This window comes from Janthinobacterium agaricidamnosum (assembly GCF_003667705.1).
Lineage (GTDB): Bacteria > Pseudomonadota > Gammaproteobacteria > Burkholderiales > Burkholderiaceae_D > Janthinobacterium.
Window position 1 is genome coordinate 1,220,647 of sequence record NZ_CP033019.1, and the last position, 15,311, is coordinate 1,235,957.

General features: G+C 63.7%; 17 protein-coding genes. 13 read left to right on the plus strand and 4 right to left on the minus strand.

The features are described 5' to 3' along the window. Positions 1-20: 20 nt before the first annotated feature. From D9M09_RS05545 to D9M09_RS05595, 11 genes are all read left to right on the plus strand, one after another. The gene (locus D9M09_RS05545; RefSeq protein ID WP_070289626.1) at positions 21-1,226 is read left to right on the plus strand and encodes a type II secretion system F family protein; all 1,206 of its coding nucleotides are present in this window, start codon (positions 21-23) and stop codon (positions 1,224-1,226) included. Further along, positions 1,223-2,929, plus strand: coding sequence for a GspE/PulE family protein (locus D9M09_RS05550; protein ID WP_083287671.1), 1,707 nt, complete (start codon positions 1,223-1,225; stop codon positions 2,927-2,929). Before D9M09_RS05545 ends, D9M09_RS05550 begins: the two co-directional genes overlap by 4 nt. Before the next feature lie 40 nt (positions 2,930-2,969). Then, positions 2,970-3,782 (plus strand): hypothetical protein, encoded by an 813-nt coding sequence (locus D9M09_RS05555; protein ID WP_070312105.1) that lies wholly within the window; start codon positions 2,970-2,972, stop codon positions 3,780-3,782. After that, positions 3,779-4,327, plus strand: coding sequence for a hypothetical protein (locus D9M09_RS05560; RefSeq protein ID WP_070289628.1), 549 nt, complete (start codon positions 3,779-3,781; stop codon positions 4,325-4,327). The genes D9M09_RS05555 and D9M09_RS05560 overlap by 4 nt, the downstream gene beginning before the upstream one ends. Next, the gene (locus D9M09_RS05565) at positions 4,324-4,896 is read left to right on the plus strand and encodes a hypothetical protein (protein ID WP_070312106.1); all 573 of its coding nucleotides are present in this window, start codon (positions 4,324-4,326) and stop codon (positions 4,894-4,896) included. The genes D9M09_RS05560 and D9M09_RS05565 overlap by 4 nt, the downstream gene beginning before the upstream one ends. Further along, positions 4,893-5,414 (plus strand): hypothetical protein, encoded by a 522-nt coding sequence (locus D9M09_RS05570; RefSeq protein ID WP_121668784.1) that lies wholly within the window; start codon positions 4,893-4,895, stop codon positions 5,412-5,414. Before D9M09_RS05565 ends, D9M09_RS05570 begins: the two co-directional genes overlap by 4 nt. Then, on the plus strand, positions 5,414-7,444 hold the full coding sequence (locus D9M09_RS05575) for a secretin N-terminal domain-containing protein (RefSeq protein WP_070290509.1): 2,031 nt from the start codon (positions 5,414-5,416) through the stop codon (positions 7,442-7,444). The genes D9M09_RS05570 and D9M09_RS05575 overlap by 1 nt, the downstream gene beginning before the upstream one ends. Next, complete coding sequence (locus tag D9M09_RS05580) at positions 7,441-7,923, plus strand: type II secretion system protein (RefSeq protein ID WP_070312111.1); 483 nt, start codon at positions 7,441-7,443, stop codon at positions 7,921-7,923. The genes D9M09_RS05575 and D9M09_RS05580 overlap by 4 nt, the downstream gene beginning before the upstream one ends. 3 nt (positions 7,924-7,926) lie before the next feature. After that, positions 7,927-8,319, plus strand: a complete 393-nt coding sequence (locus D9M09_RS05585; protein WP_070312112.1) for a type II secretion system protein — start codon at positions 7,927-7,929, stop codon at positions 8,317-8,319. Between the two features lie 5 nt (positions 8,320-8,324). Then, positions 8,325-8,975: a type II secretion system protein gene (locus D9M09_RS05590; RefSeq protein ID WP_070312113.1), complete on the plus strand. Its 651-nt coding sequence runs from the start codon at positions 8,325-8,327 to the stop codon at positions 8,973-8,975. Between the two features lie 242 nt (positions 8,976-9,217). Next, positions 9,218-9,715, plus strand: coding sequence for an FxDxF family PEP-CTERM protein (locus D9M09_RS05595; protein ID WP_070221384.1), 498 nt, complete (start codon positions 9,218-9,220; stop codon positions 9,713-9,715). A 183-nt stretch (positions 9,716-9,898) separates the two neighbouring features. Here D9M09_RS05595 and murJ read toward each other — a convergent pair whose 3' ends face one another. Continuing rightward, positions 9,899-11,446, minus strand: a complete 1,548-nt coding sequence (gene murJ / locus D9M09_RS05600; RefSeq protein ID WP_070312114.1) for a murein biosynthesis integral membrane protein MurJ — start codon at positions 11,444-11,446, stop codon at positions 9,899-9,901. Between the two features lie 308 nt (positions 11,447-11,754). On the opposite strand from murJ, the gene rpsT reads away from it, so the two are divergent. Continuing rightward, positions 11,755-12,021, plus strand: a complete 267-nt coding sequence (rpsT, locus tag D9M09_RS05605; protein ID WP_010395935.1) for a 30S ribosomal protein S20 — start codon at positions 11,755-11,757, stop codon at positions 12,019-12,021. A gap of 175 nt (positions 12,022-12,196) precedes the next feature. On the opposite strand, the gene D9M09_RS05610 is transcribed toward rpsT, so the two are convergent. The 3 genes from D9M09_RS05610 to D9M09_RS05620 form a co-directional block, all read right to left on the minus strand. Beyond that, positions 12,197-12,640, minus strand: a complete 444-nt coding sequence (locus D9M09_RS05610) for a DUF192 domain-containing protein (protein WP_121668785.1) — start codon at positions 12,638-12,640, stop codon at positions 12,197-12,199. A 132-nt stretch (positions 12,641-12,772) separates the two neighbouring features. Next, positions 12,773-13,054, minus strand: coding sequence for a hypothetical protein (locus D9M09_RS05615; protein WP_139143060.1), 282 nt, complete (start codon positions 13,052-13,054; stop codon positions 12,773-12,775). A gap of 107 nt (positions 13,055-13,161) precedes the next feature. Continuing rightward, positions 13,162-13,725, minus strand: coding sequence for a pseudouridine synthase (locus tag D9M09_RS05620; protein WP_070312115.1), 564 nt, complete (start codon positions 13,723-13,725; stop codon positions 13,162-13,164). Between the two features lie 288 nt (positions 13,726-14,013). Here D9M09_RS05620 and icd point away from each other — a divergent pair, with 288 nt between their 5' ends. Beyond that, positions 14,014-15,267, plus strand: coding sequence for an NADP-dependent isocitrate dehydrogenase (gene icd, locus D9M09_RS05625; protein ID WP_121668786.1), 1,254 nt, complete (start codon positions 14,014-14,016; stop codon positions 15,265-15,267). The last annotated feature ends 44 nt before the right edge of the window (positions 15,268-15,311 follow it).

Genomic DNA, 15,311 nt, shown 5'->3' on the forward strand with positions numbered 1-15,311 from the left:
TTTCCTACGGACAAGCCATCATGCAGTTTGAAGTACGCGCGCTTTCCACGGACCAGGCCGTAGCTACCTTGCATACGTGCGTGATCGACGGCCGCGACGAGGCGGACGCGCGCCGCCAAGCCGAGGCGCGCGGCCTGTTCGTCAGCGCCATCCGCCCCGTGCGGGCCACGCCGTTCAGCGCGGCCGGGCGCCAGCGCGCGCGGGCCTTGCCCCTGCTGCTGTTCAGCCAGGAATTGCTGGCGCTGCTGCAAGCGGGCCTGGGCATCGTCGAAGCGCTGGAAGCCTTGCTGGAAAAGGAAGCGTCGCCGGCCACGCGCAGCGTGCTCACGCGCCTGCTGGAAGGCTTGCGCGAAGGCAAGCGCTTTTCCGCCGTGCTGGCAGAGCAGGCCGAACTGTTTCCCCCCTTGTATATCGGCATCGTCAAGGCGGCCGAGGGCACGAGCGACTTGCCGCGCGCGCTGTCGCGCTACATCGACTACCAGCAGCGCATCGATACGGTGCGCAGTAAAATCGTCAGCGCCGCCATCTATCCGACTATTTTGCTGGCCGTGGGCGGCGGCGTCAGCGCCTTTCTGATCAGCTATGTGGTGCCCCGTTTCGCCGAGGTCTACCAGGGCGCCGGGCGCAATCTGCCGTGGATGTCGCAAGTGATGCTCAGCTGGGGCCAGTTCGTCACGCAGCATGGCGTGCTGCTGTTGCTGGGGCTGCTGATCACCGGCAGCGGCGTGTTCACTGCCGTGCGGCGCGCGCTGCGCCATGGCGGCGTGGCGCGCCTGCTGGCGAAGTTGCCGGGCATCGGCGAGCGCGTGCGCATCTATGAACTGTCGCGCCTGTACCTGACCCTGGGCATGCTGGCCGAAGGGGGCATTACCATCGTGCAGGCGATTGCCACCGTGCAAGCGATGGTCTCGCCGGGCATGCAGGCCTCCTTGCAAGGCGCGCGCGGCGCCATCGAGGCGGGCCAGCCGCTGTCGTCCGCCTTCGAGCAGCATCAATTGACGACGCCGATTTCCCTGCGCATGCTGCGCGTGGGCGAGCGCACGGGCGACATGGGGCCCATGCTGACGCAGTCGGCCGCCTTTTACGACGGCGAAATCAGCCGCTGGATCGACCGTTTTACGCGCACCTTCGAACCCTTGCTGATGGCCGCCATCGGCCTGGTCGTGGGCGCCATCGTGATCCTGCTGTACATGCCCATCTTTGACCTTGCCGGCGATATTTCATGATGCAGAGCGCAGCCGAATCCACCGCGGCCATCGCGGCCATCGACCCCGCGCTGCTGCAGCGCGCGCGCATGCTGAGCCGGCAATCGAAGCGCAGCCTGGTCGAGGAATTGCAGGAGCTGAGCGGCATCGAGGCGCGCGCCGTGGTGCGCGCACTGGCGCGCCCGTTCGGCCTGGACGTGCTGGAAACGGCCGACATGCTGGCCTTGTCTCCCGCCTTCGATGTGCTGCCCCTGTCGCAGGCACTGGCGCGCCACAGCGTGCTGCTGCGCGCCGCCGACGGTCAGCTGCTGGGCGTGATCGCCGACCCCTTCGACCTCGACCTGCAAACCTGGCTCGGCGCGCGCGCGGGGCAGGGCGTGTTGGACGTGCGCCTGGCGCTGCAGGCCGACATCGGCGCCTACCTGTCGAAGCAGGAAGAATCGGCGCGCGCCGTCGACAGCCTGCTGCCCGGCGCGGCGAACGATGCGCGGCGCGACGGCAAGACGGCCGCCGTGCTGTCGTTCGCCAGCGTGTCGGAAGCGGCCAGCCCCGCCGTCAAGCTGGTCAACTCGACCCTGTATGACGCCCTGAAGGCGGGCGCCTCGGACATCCACCTGGAAAGCACGGCCGGCGGCTTGGCCGTCAAGTACCGCGTCGACGGCGTGCTCGATCACGCCACGTCCGTCAACGGCATCGAAGTGGCAGAACACATCATCTCGCGCCTGAAAGTGCTGGCCGAACTCGATATCGCCGAGCGCCGCGTGCCGCAGGACGGCAGCTTCCGCGTCGAGGCGGGCGGGCGCGAAATCGATTTGCGCGTCTCCATCATGCCCAGCATCCATGGCGAGGACGCCGTCATCCGCATCCTCGACAAGCGCGCCATGATCGAGGCCTACGGCGCGCTGACCCTGGAAGCGCTGGGCTTTGACGCGCCCTCGCTCGAAGCCCTGCGCGCGCTGGCCCAGGAAGCCTACGGCATGCTGCTCGTGACCGGTCCCACGGGCTCGGGCAAGACGACGACCCTGTATGCGGCGCTGACGGAAATCCATAACGGGCGCGAAAAGATCATCACCATCGAGGACCCCGTCGAATACCAGCTGCCCGGCATCCTGCAAATCCCCGTGAATGAAAAGAAGGGGCTGACCTTCGCCAAGGGCTTGCGCTCGATCCTGCGCCACGACCCCGATAAAATCATGGTGGGCGAGATCCGCGACCGCGAGACGGCGGAAATTGCCGTGCAATCTGCCCTCACGGGCCATCTGGTGCTCACCACCGTGCATGCGAATAATGTGTTCGACGTGTTTGGCCGCTTTACCCACATGGGCATCGATCCGTATGCCTTCGTCTCGGCCCTGAACGGCATCTGGGCACAGCGCCTGATCCGCACCAACTGCCCCCATTGCGCCACCGACTACACGCCCGACGATGGAGAACTGGCCAGCGTGGGCCTGGCGCGCGCCGACGTGGCAGGCTATGAATTCAAGCAGGGCAAGGGCTGCGGCGACTGCCGCGGCACGGGCTACAAGGGACGCCGCTCGATCGCCGAGATTCTCGTGCTGACCGATGAAATCCGCGAACTGATCGTCGATAAAAAACCGATCCGCCAGATCAAGGCGGCCGCGTATGCGAACGGCACGCGCAGCCTGCGCCTGGCGGCGCTGGAACTGGTCAAGCGGGGCGCCACCACCATCACGGAAATCAAGAGGGTCACCCTGCATGCGTAGCGGTTTTGCGAAGTTGAGATTTGGAAGATTTGGACAGGCATTGCGCCTGGGCGTGGCGGCGGATGGCTTGAGCTTGTGGCGGGGCAGCCGCTGGCGCGCGCCCGCCTGGACGCCGTTGGGCGAAGCCGCGTATGTGCCGGACGCCGGTCAAGGCCTGCATGGCGATTTTTCCGCCCTGGGCCAGGCGCTGGCGCAGTTGCTGGAGCGGCTGCTGCCGGCGGACCAATACGCGGGCTGGCCCCTGTCCGTGGTGCTCGACGACGCTTTGGCGCGCCTGTGGCAGGTGGACTTGCCGCAGGGCGCCGCGCGTCTGGCCGACATCGAGGCGGCCGCCGCGCTGCGCTTCCAGTCGCTGTATGGCGATGCGCCCGGCCTGTGGCACAGCAGCAGTGCCTGGGATGCGCGCGTGCCGTTTTTCTGCGCAGTGCCCCGTGCGCTGCTGGCGCAGCTGACGCGTGTGGCGGCCGACCGCAAGCTGGCTCTGATTTTTATTACGCCGCAATTCGCGCGCCACTGGAACCGCTGGCACGGCGCATTGAAACCGGGCGCCTGGTTCGGCCAGTTGCAGGAAAACGCCTTGACCCTGGGCGTGCGGCACGATGGCCGCCTGTGCGCCGTGCGCGCGCTGCCCGTGCCGGCTGGTGCCGGCAGGGACTGGCTGGTGCAGACGCTGGCGCGCGAGGCGCTGCTGCAAGGCGTGACCGCACCGGCGCTGCTGCAGCTGTGCGGCACGCCGCCGCCCGCATGGCTGACGCCGACACAAGAGTTCCACTGCCAGGTTTTTTCCACGCCGGACGGGGAAGGCGCTTTGTCGCCGGCCGCCCGGCTGGCGCGTAGCGGAGGCGTGGCATGACGCGCCTCGATATCGATTTCGCGCCGCCCGGCTGGCGCCGCAGCCTGCACCGCGTGCCCGCCTGGGCATGGGGAACGGGGGCGCTGGGCATGGTGCTGGTCGTCACGGCGGCGTACAGCGGCAGCGCTGCGCTGCAGCGCCAGCAGCTGCGCGAGGGGCAGTTGCAGCGCGCGCAGCAACGCGTGCTGGCCGCCACGCTGGGCCCGGCGCCTGCGCCGCAAATGGCCATCGCACCGGCGCAGGCGGCGGCCGTGAATGCGGCCATCCTGCAATTGAACCTGCCGTGGCGCGACCTGCAGGATGCGCTGGCCAGCGCCACGCCGCCCGCCATCGCGCTGCTGGCGCTGGAGCCGGACGCGCGCAAGCGCGTGCTGAAGATCACGGCCGAAACGACCGGCAGCGACGCCATGGTGGCCTATATCGCGCAATTGAAGCAGCAGGAGCTGTTCGGCTCCCGCGTGCAGCTGCTGCGCCATGAAATCAACGCGCTCGATCCGAACAAACCCTTGCGCTTCCAGCTTCAAGCGCAGTGGGGCACGCCATGACGGCCATCGATATCAATATCTTGCGCCTGCGCGCGCAACTGCTGCTGCGTCGCCTGGGCGTGCCCGCCTGCCTGGCCGTGCTTTTGCTCGCACTGGGGATCGCCGCCTGGGCATGGGCCTGGCAGCAGCGCGCCGTGGCGGCGCAGCTGGAAGCGCGGCCCTTGCCGCAGCCGGCGCTAGCCGTGGCGGCCCTGGCGCCGCCGGCGACGGCCAGCGAAAACCTGGCCCGTTTTTATGCCGCCCTGGGGCAGCAGCGCCATGCGGAGCAGCAGGTCAAGCAGCTGTTCGACCTGGCCGCGAAAAACGGCTTGCTGCTGACGCAGGGCGAATACAAGAGCGGCTACGACAAGGCCAGCCGTGTCGCCACCTGGCAGGTGACCTTGCCGCTGAAGGGCAGTTATGCGGCCGTATGGCAGTTCGCGCTGCAAGCGCTGCGCGCCGTCCCCTTTGCCTCGCTCGACGAACTGAGTTTTCGCCGCGAGCAGATCGCCGATACGCAACTCGAGGCGCGCCTGCGCCTGACCTTCTATCTGACCGATACGCCTGGCGTTGCGGGAGAAACACCATGACCCCGCGCCATTGGCTCATGCTGGCCGGCGTGCTGGGCGCGGGCGCCTTGCTGCTGTTCGGCGAGCGCCAGCCCGTGGCCGACGTGGCCGAGGCGGTGGAGCGGGCCGTCGCGCCCGCGCGTAAGCCGGCCGGCAAAGCGGAGGCAGCGCAGCCGGTCATCCTGGCCCTGCTGCCGCGCAGCGAAGTGGCGGGCGAGGATGGCGACACCTTTGGCGGCGCCGGCGCTGTCTTCCAGAGCCAGAACTGGAATCCGCCGCCGCCGAAAACGGCGGTGACGGCTGCGCCGCCGCCACCGCCGCCGACGGCGCCGCCGCTGCCCTTCGTCTACCTGGGCAAGGCGGCCGCCGACGGCGCCTGGGAAGTGTTTTTGTCGCGCGCCGACAAGACGTATATCGTGCGCGCCAATACCGTCATCGATGGCGCCTACAAGGTCGTGACGATCGCGCCGCCCGTCATGACGCTCACCTATCTGCCGTTGAACCAGGTTCAGCAGCTCAACATTGGAGTACTCGAGTGATGTCTCGTTCCTTTTCACCGGCGCCTTTGCTGGCGTTGCTGGTGCTGCTGTCCGGCTGCGCGGGGCAGCAAGCTTACCGCGACGGGCGCGAGCTGATTGCGCAAGATCAGATCCCGGCCGGCCTGCAAAAACTGCAGGAGGCTCTGCAGCAGGACCCCGGCAACGCGCAATACCGCAGCGCGTATCTGCAGGCGCGCGAACGGGCCACCAGCAGCCGCTTGCAGCAGGCCGAGCGCCAGGCGCAGGCGGGACAGGGCAACCTGGCGCGCACCTCCTTCATGAGCGTGCTGGAAATCGATGCGCAGAACGAGCGCGCCAGCAGCGGCTTGCGCGCGCTCGAACGCGAGCAGCGCCAGGGCAAGCTGCTGGCCGAAGCGCAGAAGGATATCGACGCCAAGCGCTACGACCCCGCGCGCCAGCGCCTGAACGCCATCCTCACGGAGCAGCCGAATCACGCCGGCGCGCGCGCGCTGCTGCGCGAGGTCGATGAAAAAACGGCGCCGCCCGTGGTCGAATCGGGCCTGGCCAAATCGTACAAGCAGCCGATCACGATCGAGTTCCGCGACGCGCCGTTAAAACAGGTGTTCGAGCTGATCGCGCGCCGCTCGGGACTCAATTTCGTCTTCGACAAGGACGTCAAGGCGGACGCGAAAACCTCGATCTTCCTGAAAAACAGTACGGTGGAATCGGCCGTCTACTTCCTGCTGGTGACGAATCAGCTGGAGCAGCAGGTGATGGATGCGAACACGATCCTGATCTACCCGAACGTGGCGGCAAAATTGAAGGAGTACCAGGAAGTGCTGGTGAAAACCTTCTTCCTGGCGAATGCGGATGCCAAGCAGGTGGCCAACACGCTCAAGACCATTTTGAAGACGCGCGACGTGGTGGCCGATGAAAAGCTCAACCTCGTCATCGTGCGCGACACGCCCGAGGCGATCCGCCTGGCCGAGCGCCTGATCGCGCTGCAGGACGTGCCCGAAGCGGAAGTGGTGCTGGAGCTGGAAATCCTCGAAGTCAAGCGCAGCCGCCTGATGGAACTGGGCGTGGCCTGGCCATCGAGCCTGACCCTGACGCCACTTTCCACCTCGGGCGGCGTGGGGCTGACCATCAACGACCTGAATAATCTGAACCAGCGCACCATCGGCGTGAGCGACCTGTCCGTGACGGCGAATGCCAAGAAGACGGATGGCGACGCGAATATCCTGGCCAACCCGCGCATCCGCGTGCGCAACCGGGAAAAGGCGAAGTTCGTCATCGGCGACAGGGTGCCCGTGGTGACCACCACGATTTCGCCGGGCACGGGCGGCTTCGCTTCCGAGTCGATCAGCTACCTGGACGTGGGCCTGACGGTGAACGCCGAGCCGACCATCTATTTGAACAATGAAGTGGGCATCCGCATTTCGCTCGAAGTGAGCAACCTGGGGGCGGCCACCACCACCCGCAGCGGCTCGACCCTGTACCAGATCGGCACGCGCCAGGCCTCGACCATGCTGCAACTGAAGGATGGCGAAAACCAGGTGCTGGCTGGCCTGATCAACAATGAAGAGCGCAGCTCGGGCAACAAGGTGCCGGGCCTGGGCGACATCCCCGTGCTGGGACGGTTGTTCGGCAGCAGCAAGGACGACAGCCAGAAGACGGAAATCGTGCTGTCGATCACGCCGCACCTGGTGCGCACCGTGCAGCGTCCGGAAGCGAAGGAATCGGAATTCTCTGCCGGCACGGAAGGCAGCTTCCGCCGCCGTCCCGACATGGCGGCCAAGGCGCCCACGCAGATGCCGGGCACGGTCATCGTGCGTTCCGGCCCGTCGGCCGTCGGCATGCAGCCGGCGCCGGCGCAGCCGATGATGACGCCGGGCCAGGTGCCATCGACCTTGCCGCAGAGCGTGGCGGCGCCGGAAGTGGCGCCGTCGCCCGAGCCGGCCGCGTCGCCTTTGCCGATATCGTCGGGCCAGCCCGTACCGCTGCAGGCGGCACCCTTGCCGCTGTCGTCGAGCCAGCCGGTGCCGGTGGTGCCGCCGCCCGCCAAATGAGCGTGACGCGCGCGCAGGGCGGATTCACCCTGATCGAACTGCTGGTGACCCTGGCCATCCTGGGCGTGCTGGCCACCCTGGTGATCCCCATCACGCAGGTGACGATGCAGCGGCGCCAGGAGCAGGAATTGCGGCGCGCGCTGCGCGACATCCGCCAGGGGCTCGACGCCTATAAACGGGCTGGCGACGAAGGCCGCATCCTGCGCGCGCCCGACGCCAGCGGTTATCCGAAAAGCCTGGGACTGCTGGTCGAAGGCGTGCCGGACCAGCGCAACCCGAAGCGCAGCAAACTGTTTTTCCTGCGCCGCGTGCCGCGCGACCCGTTCAACGGCGACGCTGGTCTGAGCGATGCGCAAACGTGGGGCAAGCGCAGCTACGCCAGCGAAGCGGCCGAGCCGCGCGAGGGCGATGATGTCTACGATGTGTATTGCACGTCCGGCAAGACGGGCTTGAACAACGTGCCTTACCGTTTATGGTGAACCATGCCCGCTGAAAACGCCCCACGCCGCAGGCGCGGCTTTACCCTGATCGAATTGCTGGTGGTGCTCGGCATCGTGGCGCTGTTGCTGACCCTGGCCGTGCCGCGCTACTTTCCCAGTCTCGACAAGGCGAAGGAAACCGTGCTGGCGGATAACTTGCGCAACCTGCGCACCACCATCGACCAGTTCCACGGCGATACGGGGCGCTACCCCGATTCGCTGGAGCAACTGGTGGACAAGAAATACCTGCGCGCCATGCCCATCGATCCCATCACGGACAGCGACAGCAGCTGGCTGATCGTGCCGCCACCGGACGACACGCCGGGCCAGGTGTATGACGTGAAAAGCGGCGCGCCCGGCAAGGACCGCAGCGGCACGCCGTTCGCCGACTGGTAGCGGCCATGTACCGTTCTGCGCGCCGCCAGCGCGGTTTTACTTACCTGGGCCTGATCATTCTGGTGGCTATTCTGGGCCTGGTAGGGGCGGCCGGGCTGAAGATGGGCTCCTTGCTGCAGCGCCAGGCGGCCGAGCAGGAATTGCTCGATATCGGCGCGCAGTTTTCAGACGCCCTGTACAGTTATGCGGCGGCCACGCCGCCGGGCCAGCCGCAACAGCCGCCGACCCTGGCCGCCTTGCTGCGCGATCCCCGTACGCCCCAGCTGCGCCGGCACCTGCGCAAGTTGTTTGTCGATCCCATCACGGGCCGCGCCGAGTGGGGCTTGCTGTATCAGCCGGGCAGCAACGGCATCATCGGCGTGTACAGCCTGTCCCAGGCTGCGCCGTTAAAGGTTGGCAACTTCGAGGCCCGGTTCGCCGGCTTCGAAGGCAAGGCGCATTTCTCGGAATGGCGCTTCATGGTCGATGCACGGGTGTCATCCGTGCCGTCTGCAGGACCGGCAGCTGTGCCAGCGAGTGATGAGGACGGCATCGCGCCCGCCTTGCCCGCGCCACCGTTGTTTTTTCGCCCTGTTACCCCACCGCAAGAACAAACGCCACCAGAGCCAAATGAACAGCTTGAACCGCAAAATTCCGCCGAAAACACTGCCGAATAGACGGTTTTACCTTAAAAAATGAAAAAAATAAATGTATGTCTCGGTAACTATTTTTTCCTGGAAATTCATAGATGCTGGCAAATAGTTCATTTTGAAAATAGTTATCAGTGGTGAAACTTAGATAAAAAATTTATAAGCAATTCAATGCAATTATGTTACCATTCTGTTCAGTACTTCCGGTACTAATAAACTATTGGTGGCCTGCGCATTGCAGCCATAAATTACTTTTTAAGGGATAAGCTATGAAATTGAAATTTATCGCTGCAGGCATCATGGCAGCAGCATCGTTCAGCGCGTCGGCAGCAACCTACGACCTGGGCATTCTGGACCCAGCCGGTTCCGATACCCTGTCGGCTTTCACGACCAAGTTTGCGATCAATTCGCAGATCAATGATTCGTGGACCTTCCAGTTGCTGGCTCCATCGTCGACTTCGTTCGGTGCACTGCAAACGTTCTCCGTTGCTAACGGCGCGATCAAGGATTTCGCCGCTACCCTGGTCGGCTATGGCGACCTGGCCAAGAGCACGGCTAGCGGTATCCAGAATCTGAGCTGGGCAGGCGAATTGGCCGCAGGCACCTACACGGTGCAAGTCACGGGTCTGACCCTGGTGAAAAATGTTCAGTACGTAGGCACGGTTTCGGCCCTGCCAGTACCAGAACCAGAAACCTATGGCATGCTGCTGGGCGGCCTGGCATTGGTTGGCGCCGTGGCACGCCGCCGCGCCAAGAAAGCTGCTTAAGCTTTCGCTGCAATGAAAAAAACCCGCTCCGGCGGGTTTTTTTTCGTCTGGATCATTTGTGCAAGGCAGTCCGCCGGCAACAACGTCCTGCGCAATCTGGAAAAGCTGCGCAGGCCCAGGCGCCAAGTCGAAGGCAGTACGCTAGTACGGCGAGACGCCGGCAACAACGTCCTGCGCAGCTTGTCACGCGTGGCGCTTGAAGTCGCGGAAGCGGAAGCCAACGAGGAACAAGGTGGCAAAGTACGCCACGCCGCACAGGGCCACCACCAGGGCCAGCGCACCGGCCCGCAGCAGCGGATGGGCTTGCATGGCGATCCAGTCGATGCGCATGGCGCCAGCATACGCCACGCCGCCCATCACGATGAGTGCCGGCAGCAGGCGCGCGAAGAATTTGGCCCAGCCCGGTTTCGGCTGGTAGATGCCGCGCTTGCGCAAGCCCCAGTACAGGAAACTGGCATTCAGGCAGGCGCCCAGGCCGATCGACAGGGCCAGGCCGGCCACGGCGATGTAGGGCACGAACAGCAGATTCATCAGCTGCGTGGCGATCAGCACGCCGATGGCGATTTTCACGGGCGTGCGGATGTCCTGGCGCGCATAGAAGGCGGGCGCCAGGGTTTTGACGAGGATGATGCCGATCAGGCCCAGGCTGTAGGCCACCAGCGGCTGCGTCGACATGATGACGGATTCGGCCGTGAACTTGCCGTAGTGGAAGAGGGTGGCGATCAGCGGCGTGGCCAGGGTCGCCATGCCGACGGCGGCGGGCAGGGCCAGCAGGAAAGTCAAGCGCAAGCCCCAGTCCAGCAAGGCCGAGTATTCCGTCTTGTCGCCGTCCACGTTCGCTTTCGACAGGCTGGGCAGCAAGATGGTGCCCAGGGCCACGCCCAGCATGGCGGTCGGGAACTCCATCAGGCGGTCCGCATACGACAGCCAGGAAATACTGCCTTCGGCCAGGCGCGAGGCGATGCTCGTGTTGATCATCAGGCTGATCTGCGCCGCAGACACGGCGAACACGGCCGGGCCCATCTTTTTCAGCACGCGGCGCACGCCGCCGTCGGACAGGCCGATGGCGGGATTGATCGACAGCCGCGGCAGCATGCCGATCTTGATCAGCGCGGGAATCTGGATGGCCACCTGCAGCAGGCCGCCGGCAAACACGGCGATGGCCATGGCGTAGATCGGCTGTTTCAAGTATGGCGCGAGGAACAGCGAGGCGGCGATGAAGGACAGGTTCAGCAGCACTGGCGTGAACGCGGGAATCTTGAATTCGCGCCAGGTATTCAAGATGCCGCCGGCCAGGGCCACGAACGACATGCAGGTAATATAAGGGAACATCAGCCGCGTCATCCACACGGCCGCGTCAAAAGCGCCCGGGTCCTTGGACAGGCCCGTGGCGATCACGTAGACGAACCACGGCGCGCCGACGATGCCGATGGCGGACACGAGCAGGGTGGCCCAGACGAGGGTCGTGGCCACATGGTCGGCCAATTGCTTGCTCGCTTCCTGGCCGTGCTGGTTCTTGTATTCAGACAAGATCGGCACGAAGGCTTGCGAGAACGCCCCCTCGGCAAACAATCGGCGCAACAGGTTGGGGATGCGGAAGGCAACAATGAAAGCGTCCGTGTAGGCGCCGGCGCCAAAGGCGCGCGCGAACAGGCTTTCGCGCAATAATCCGGTTACACGGGACAGCATGGTCATGCTGGAAATGGCGGCGAGGGTTTTAAGCAAGTTCATGGGGGCAGATTATAGCCGGGCGCGGTACCGTTAAACGCTTAAAATATGGTAACAAACGCTGCCGATTCGCTGCGCATTCGCCCTTGCCAGCCCCATTTTCAGGTGTTTTTGGCGTGATACACGGTTTTTTGATTTGCCCCCGCTTGAAAATATCGCTATAATCGAAGGCTGTACAGAATTCTGTTACGCAGACACTAATGTTTGACAGGCACTGGTTTGGCACACATGGTTCGGCAGACGCACAGAACGCACCGGTTGGCAAACACTAATGTTTGCAAACGCACTTTGACCCTGTTTTAGGAAATTCCATGGCAAATACCGCACAAGCGCGCAAACGCGCTCGTCAAGCAGTTAAGCAAAACGCACACAATTCGTCCCAACGTTCGACCTTGCGCACGGCTATCAAAGCTGCTCGCAAAGCGATCCAGGGCGGCGACAAGGCAGCTGCTGCTGCAATCTTCCAGGCATCCGTGTCGACCATCGACCGTATCGCTGACAAGAAGATCATCCACAAAAACAAGGCAGCTCGCCATAAGAGCCGTCTGGCAGCTGCTTTGAAAGCACTGTCCGCTTAATATTCGCCAGCAGGCAAGCCACCACGGTGACCTTGCCTGTGCCGGTACGCTGGCACTGGTTGAAAAGCAAAAACCCGCAGATTCGTTCTGGCGGGTTTTTTCGCGTGCGCGCATGCTTTTTCGGCCATCCGCGGCAGTCGTTTTCCGGCAGCGCCTTGCTGCCGGCCGCCACGGGCTAGCGCAGCGCTGGCAAGTTGCCGATGCTCATGCCCGGCTTGATGTTCTTTTGCTTGAACCAGCCCAGGTGCATTTCCAGCGCATAGCGCACGGGCACGGTCTTCGTGGAGCAATGGCTGTCGAGTGTATGCGGCTGCATGTCTTCGATGTTGACGATCTTGCCGCTGGCATCGAGAAAGGCCACCGACAGGGGCAGCGGCGTGTTTTTCATCCACATGCATTGCGTCGAAGGATTGCCAAAGACAAACAGTATGCCCGCATTCGCCGGCATTTTTTCACGGTACATCAACCCCTGTTCGCGTTGCTCTTCTGTCGCCGCCACTTCCGCCTGGATCAAATGCATGCCGGCCGACAGCTGCACGCTTTTTGTTTGCGCCTGGACCATGCTGGCGCAAGACAGCAGGGCGATGGACAGGCAGAGACGGCGAAGGGGATTTTTCATGGGACGGGATGGGTGGCTGCGAAGCGGCGATTAAGCCATGCTGGCGGCCGCCTGGTCAAGCATGCGGTCTGGTCGCGCCCAAAGCGTGGGGTGACAGCAACATAGTCGTTGCCGTCACCCCGGGAATGACCTTTATTTCACCGGCTTGCCTGTTTCAGCGGCCGGCTGCTTCGTCTTGCGCGCCTGGGGAATCAGGCGCGACGCGTCCGTCGCGGCGGAGGCGTTGACGGAAGCCGACGCCGGCGGCACGGGCTTGCTGGCATCGGTGGCGGCCGAAGCCTGGCTGGCTGCCGATGCGGGTGGCGGCTTGACGGCATCGGTCGCGGCGGAAGCGTGCACCTGGGCGCCCGACTGGGCCAGTGCGGCGCCGGCAAGCAGGGAGGCGGCCAGCGTGAATATTACTTTTGTCATCATCTTTCCTTTCCGTCATGTGAAGGTCAGATGATTTTAATGCATTATCTAAAAATAAATAGTGCTTATTGGCAAAATTTCAGCAAGGAAAACCGTTTTTCTTGTGCCGTTCACGTTTTCCCAATGTTCTCGGCCGGCACTTCGCACCATTCTCCGGGCATCAATGGGTGGCTGGCCAGAGAAAACGGGCCGATGGCGCTGCGCACCAGGCGCAGGGTGGGCAGGCCGACGGCCGCCGTCATGCGCCGCACTTGCCGGTTTTTTCCTTCTTTTAAAGTGATCGCCAGCCAGGAGGTGGGCTTGTCGGCGCGCGCGCGGATCGGCGGGTTGCGCGGCCACAGCCAGTCGGGCTCGGCGATGCGCACGGCCTTGCACGGCTTGGTGATGAAGTCGCCCAGGTCCAGCGGCGCCTGCAGGCGCGCCAGGCTGGCCGCGTCGGGCACGCCATCGACCTGCACCAGATAGGTTTTCGCTTCCTTGCGGTCCGGGTGGCTGATCTCGTGCTGCAGGCGGCCGTCGTCCGTCAGCAGCAGCAAGCCTTCGCTGTCGGCGTCGAGCCGGCCGGCCGGATAGATGCCGGGAATGGTGAGGTGGTCGGCCAGGGTGGCGCGGCCTTCCTGCGGCGAAAACTGGCACAGGACCTGGAATGGTTTATTGAAGAGAATGAGTGGCATGCTGGATAAATTGATGCAAACGAGGGTGGCTGCTGGTCGGCGCCGCAAAAGCGTGGCGCCCTGTAAGATACTGGTGCATAATGTGAAACGTTAGTCTTATGTCTTATAGAAGACATGGGCGATATGGCAACGAAGTTCTTTGGCGCCGCAGATGGCCCGGCTGTTCTTTCCCTGCTAAAGTGCGTTATTGCCGCCCTGTTCGGACTTGTTTTTGTAAACTCTGCAACCGCAGAGCGCGTCGCCGGCCAGTGTTACCCGCCAGCGGTGTGTCCCACTTCGGAGATCACGATGTACCAACATATCACTGTACCTGCTGACGGCCAAAAAATCACCGTCAACGCCGATTTTTCGCTGAATGTACCAGATAATCCCATCGTTCCCTTCATTGAAGGCGATGGCACGGGCATCGATATCAGCCCGGTCATGATCAAGGTGATCGACGCTGCCGTGGCCAAGGCCTACGGCGGCGCGCGCAAGATCAGCTGGATGGAAATCTACGCGGGCGAGAAATCGACGAATGTGTACGGCCCCGATGTGTGGCTGCCGGAAGAAACCTTGCAAGTGCTGAAAGATTACGTGGTCTCCATCAAGGGCCCGCTGACGACGCCCGTCGGCGGCGGCATCCGCTCGCTGAACGTTGCCCTGCGCCAGCAGCTCGACCTGTACGTCTGCCTGCGTCCCGTGCGCTACTTCACAGGCGTGCCGTCGCCCGTGAAAGAGCCGGAAAAGACGGACATGGTGATTTTCCGCGAAAACTCGGAAGATATCTACGCCGGCATCGAGTACCAGCAGGGCTCGCCCGAAGCGAAGAAACTGATGGATTTCCTCGTCCATGAAATGGGCGTGACGAAAATCCGCTTCCCGGCCACGTCGGGCCTGGGCATCAAGCCCGTGTCCATCGAAGGCACGGAGCGCCTCGTGCGCAAGGCCATCCAGTACGCGATCGACAATGACAAGCCTTCCGTGACGATCGTGCACAAAGGCAACATCATGAAATACACGGAAGGCGGTTTCCGCGACTGGGCGTATGCGCTGGCGCAAAAGGAATTCGGCGCCGAGCTGATCGATGGCGGCCCATGGTGCAAGTTCAAGAATCCGAAGACGGGCCGCGACATCATCGTCAAGGATTCGATCGCTGACGCGTTCCTGCAACAGATTTTGCTGCGTCCGGCCGAATACAGCGTCATCGCGACCCTGAATCTGAACGGCGATTACATTTCCGACGCGCTGGCGGCGCAAGTGGGCGGCATCGGCATCGCGCCGGGCGCCAACCTGTCCGATTCCGTCGCCATGTTCGAGGCGACGCACGGCACGGCGCCGAAGTACGCGGGCAAGGATTACGTGAACCCCGGTTCCTTGATTTTGTCGGCGGAAATGATGCTGCGCCACATGGGCTGGCTGGAAGCGGCCGACCTGATCATTTCTTCGATGCAAAAGTCGATCGCCTCGAAGCGCGTCACCTACGATTTCGCCCGCCTGATGGAAGGCGCGACGCAAGTGTCGTGTTCCGGTTTCGGCGACGTGATGATCGAGCACATGTAATAAGCGGGGGCAGGGTGCTGGGCACCCTGCGGACGAAAAAAAAC

Bases quoted from the DNA above. Each gene is read 5' to 3' on its own strand.
- icd (WP_121668786.1), top strand. From the start codon at position 14,014: ATGTACCAACATATCACTGTACCTGCTGACGGCCAAAAAATCACCGTC.
- D9M09_RS05595 (WP_070221384.1), top strand. From the start codon at position 9,218: ATGAAATTGAAATTTATCGCTGCAGGCATCATGGCAGCAGCATCGTTC.
- D9M09_RS05545 (WP_070289626.1), top strand. From the start codon at position 21: ATGCAGTTTGAAGTACGCGCGCTTTCCACGGACCAGGCCGTAGCTACC.
- D9M09_RS05590 (WP_070312113.1), top strand. From the start codon at position 8,325: ATGTACCGTTCTGCGCGCCGCCAGCGCGGTTTTACTTACCTGGGCCTG.
- rpsT (WP_010395935.1), top strand. From the start codon at position 11,755: ATGGCAAATACCGCACAAGCGCGCAAACGCGCTCGTCAAGCAGTTAAG.
- D9M09_RS05560 (WP_070289628.1), top strand. From the start codon at position 3,779: ATGACGCGCCTCGATATCGATTTCGCGCCGCCCGGCTGGCGCCGCAGC.
- D9M09_RS05570 (WP_121668784.1), top strand. From the start codon at position 4,893: ATGACCCCGCGCCATTGGCTCATGCTGGCCGGCGTGCTGGGCGCGGGC.
- D9M09_RS05610 (WP_121668785.1), bottom strand. From the start codon at position 12,640: ATGAAAAATCCCCTTCGCCGTCTCTGCCTGTCCATCGCCCTGCTGTCT.
- murJ (WP_070312114.1), bottom strand. From the start codon at position 11,446: ATGAACTTGCTTAAAACCCTCGCCGCCATTTCCAGCATGACCATGCTG.
- D9M09_RS05550 (WP_083287671.1), top strand. From the start codon at position 1,223: ATGATGCAGAGCGCAGCCGAATCCACCGCGGCCATCGCGGCCATCGAC.
- D9M09_RS05575 (WP_070290509.1), top strand. From the start codon at position 5,414: ATGTCTCGTTCCTTTTCACCGGCGCCTTTGCTGGCGTTGCTGGTGCTG.
- D9M09_RS05620 (WP_070312115.1), bottom strand. From the start codon at position 13,725: ATGCCACTCATTCTCTTCAATAAACCATTCCAGGTCCTGTGCCAGTTT.
- D9M09_RS05565 (WP_070312106.1), top strand. From the start codon at position 4,324: ATGACGGCCATCGATATCAATATCTTGCGCCTGCGCGCGCAACTGCTG.
- D9M09_RS05580 (WP_070312111.1), top strand. From the start codon at position 7,441: ATGAGCGTGACGCGCGCGCAGGGCGGATTCACCCTGATCGAACTGCTG.
- D9M09_RS05585 (WP_070312112.1), top strand. From the start codon at position 7,927: ATGCCCGCTGAAAACGCCCCACGCCGCAGGCGCGGCTTTACCCTGATC.
- D9M09_RS05615 (WP_139143060.1), bottom strand. From the start codon at position 13,054: ATGATGACAAAAGTAATATTCACGCTGGCCGCCTCCCTGCTTGCCGGC.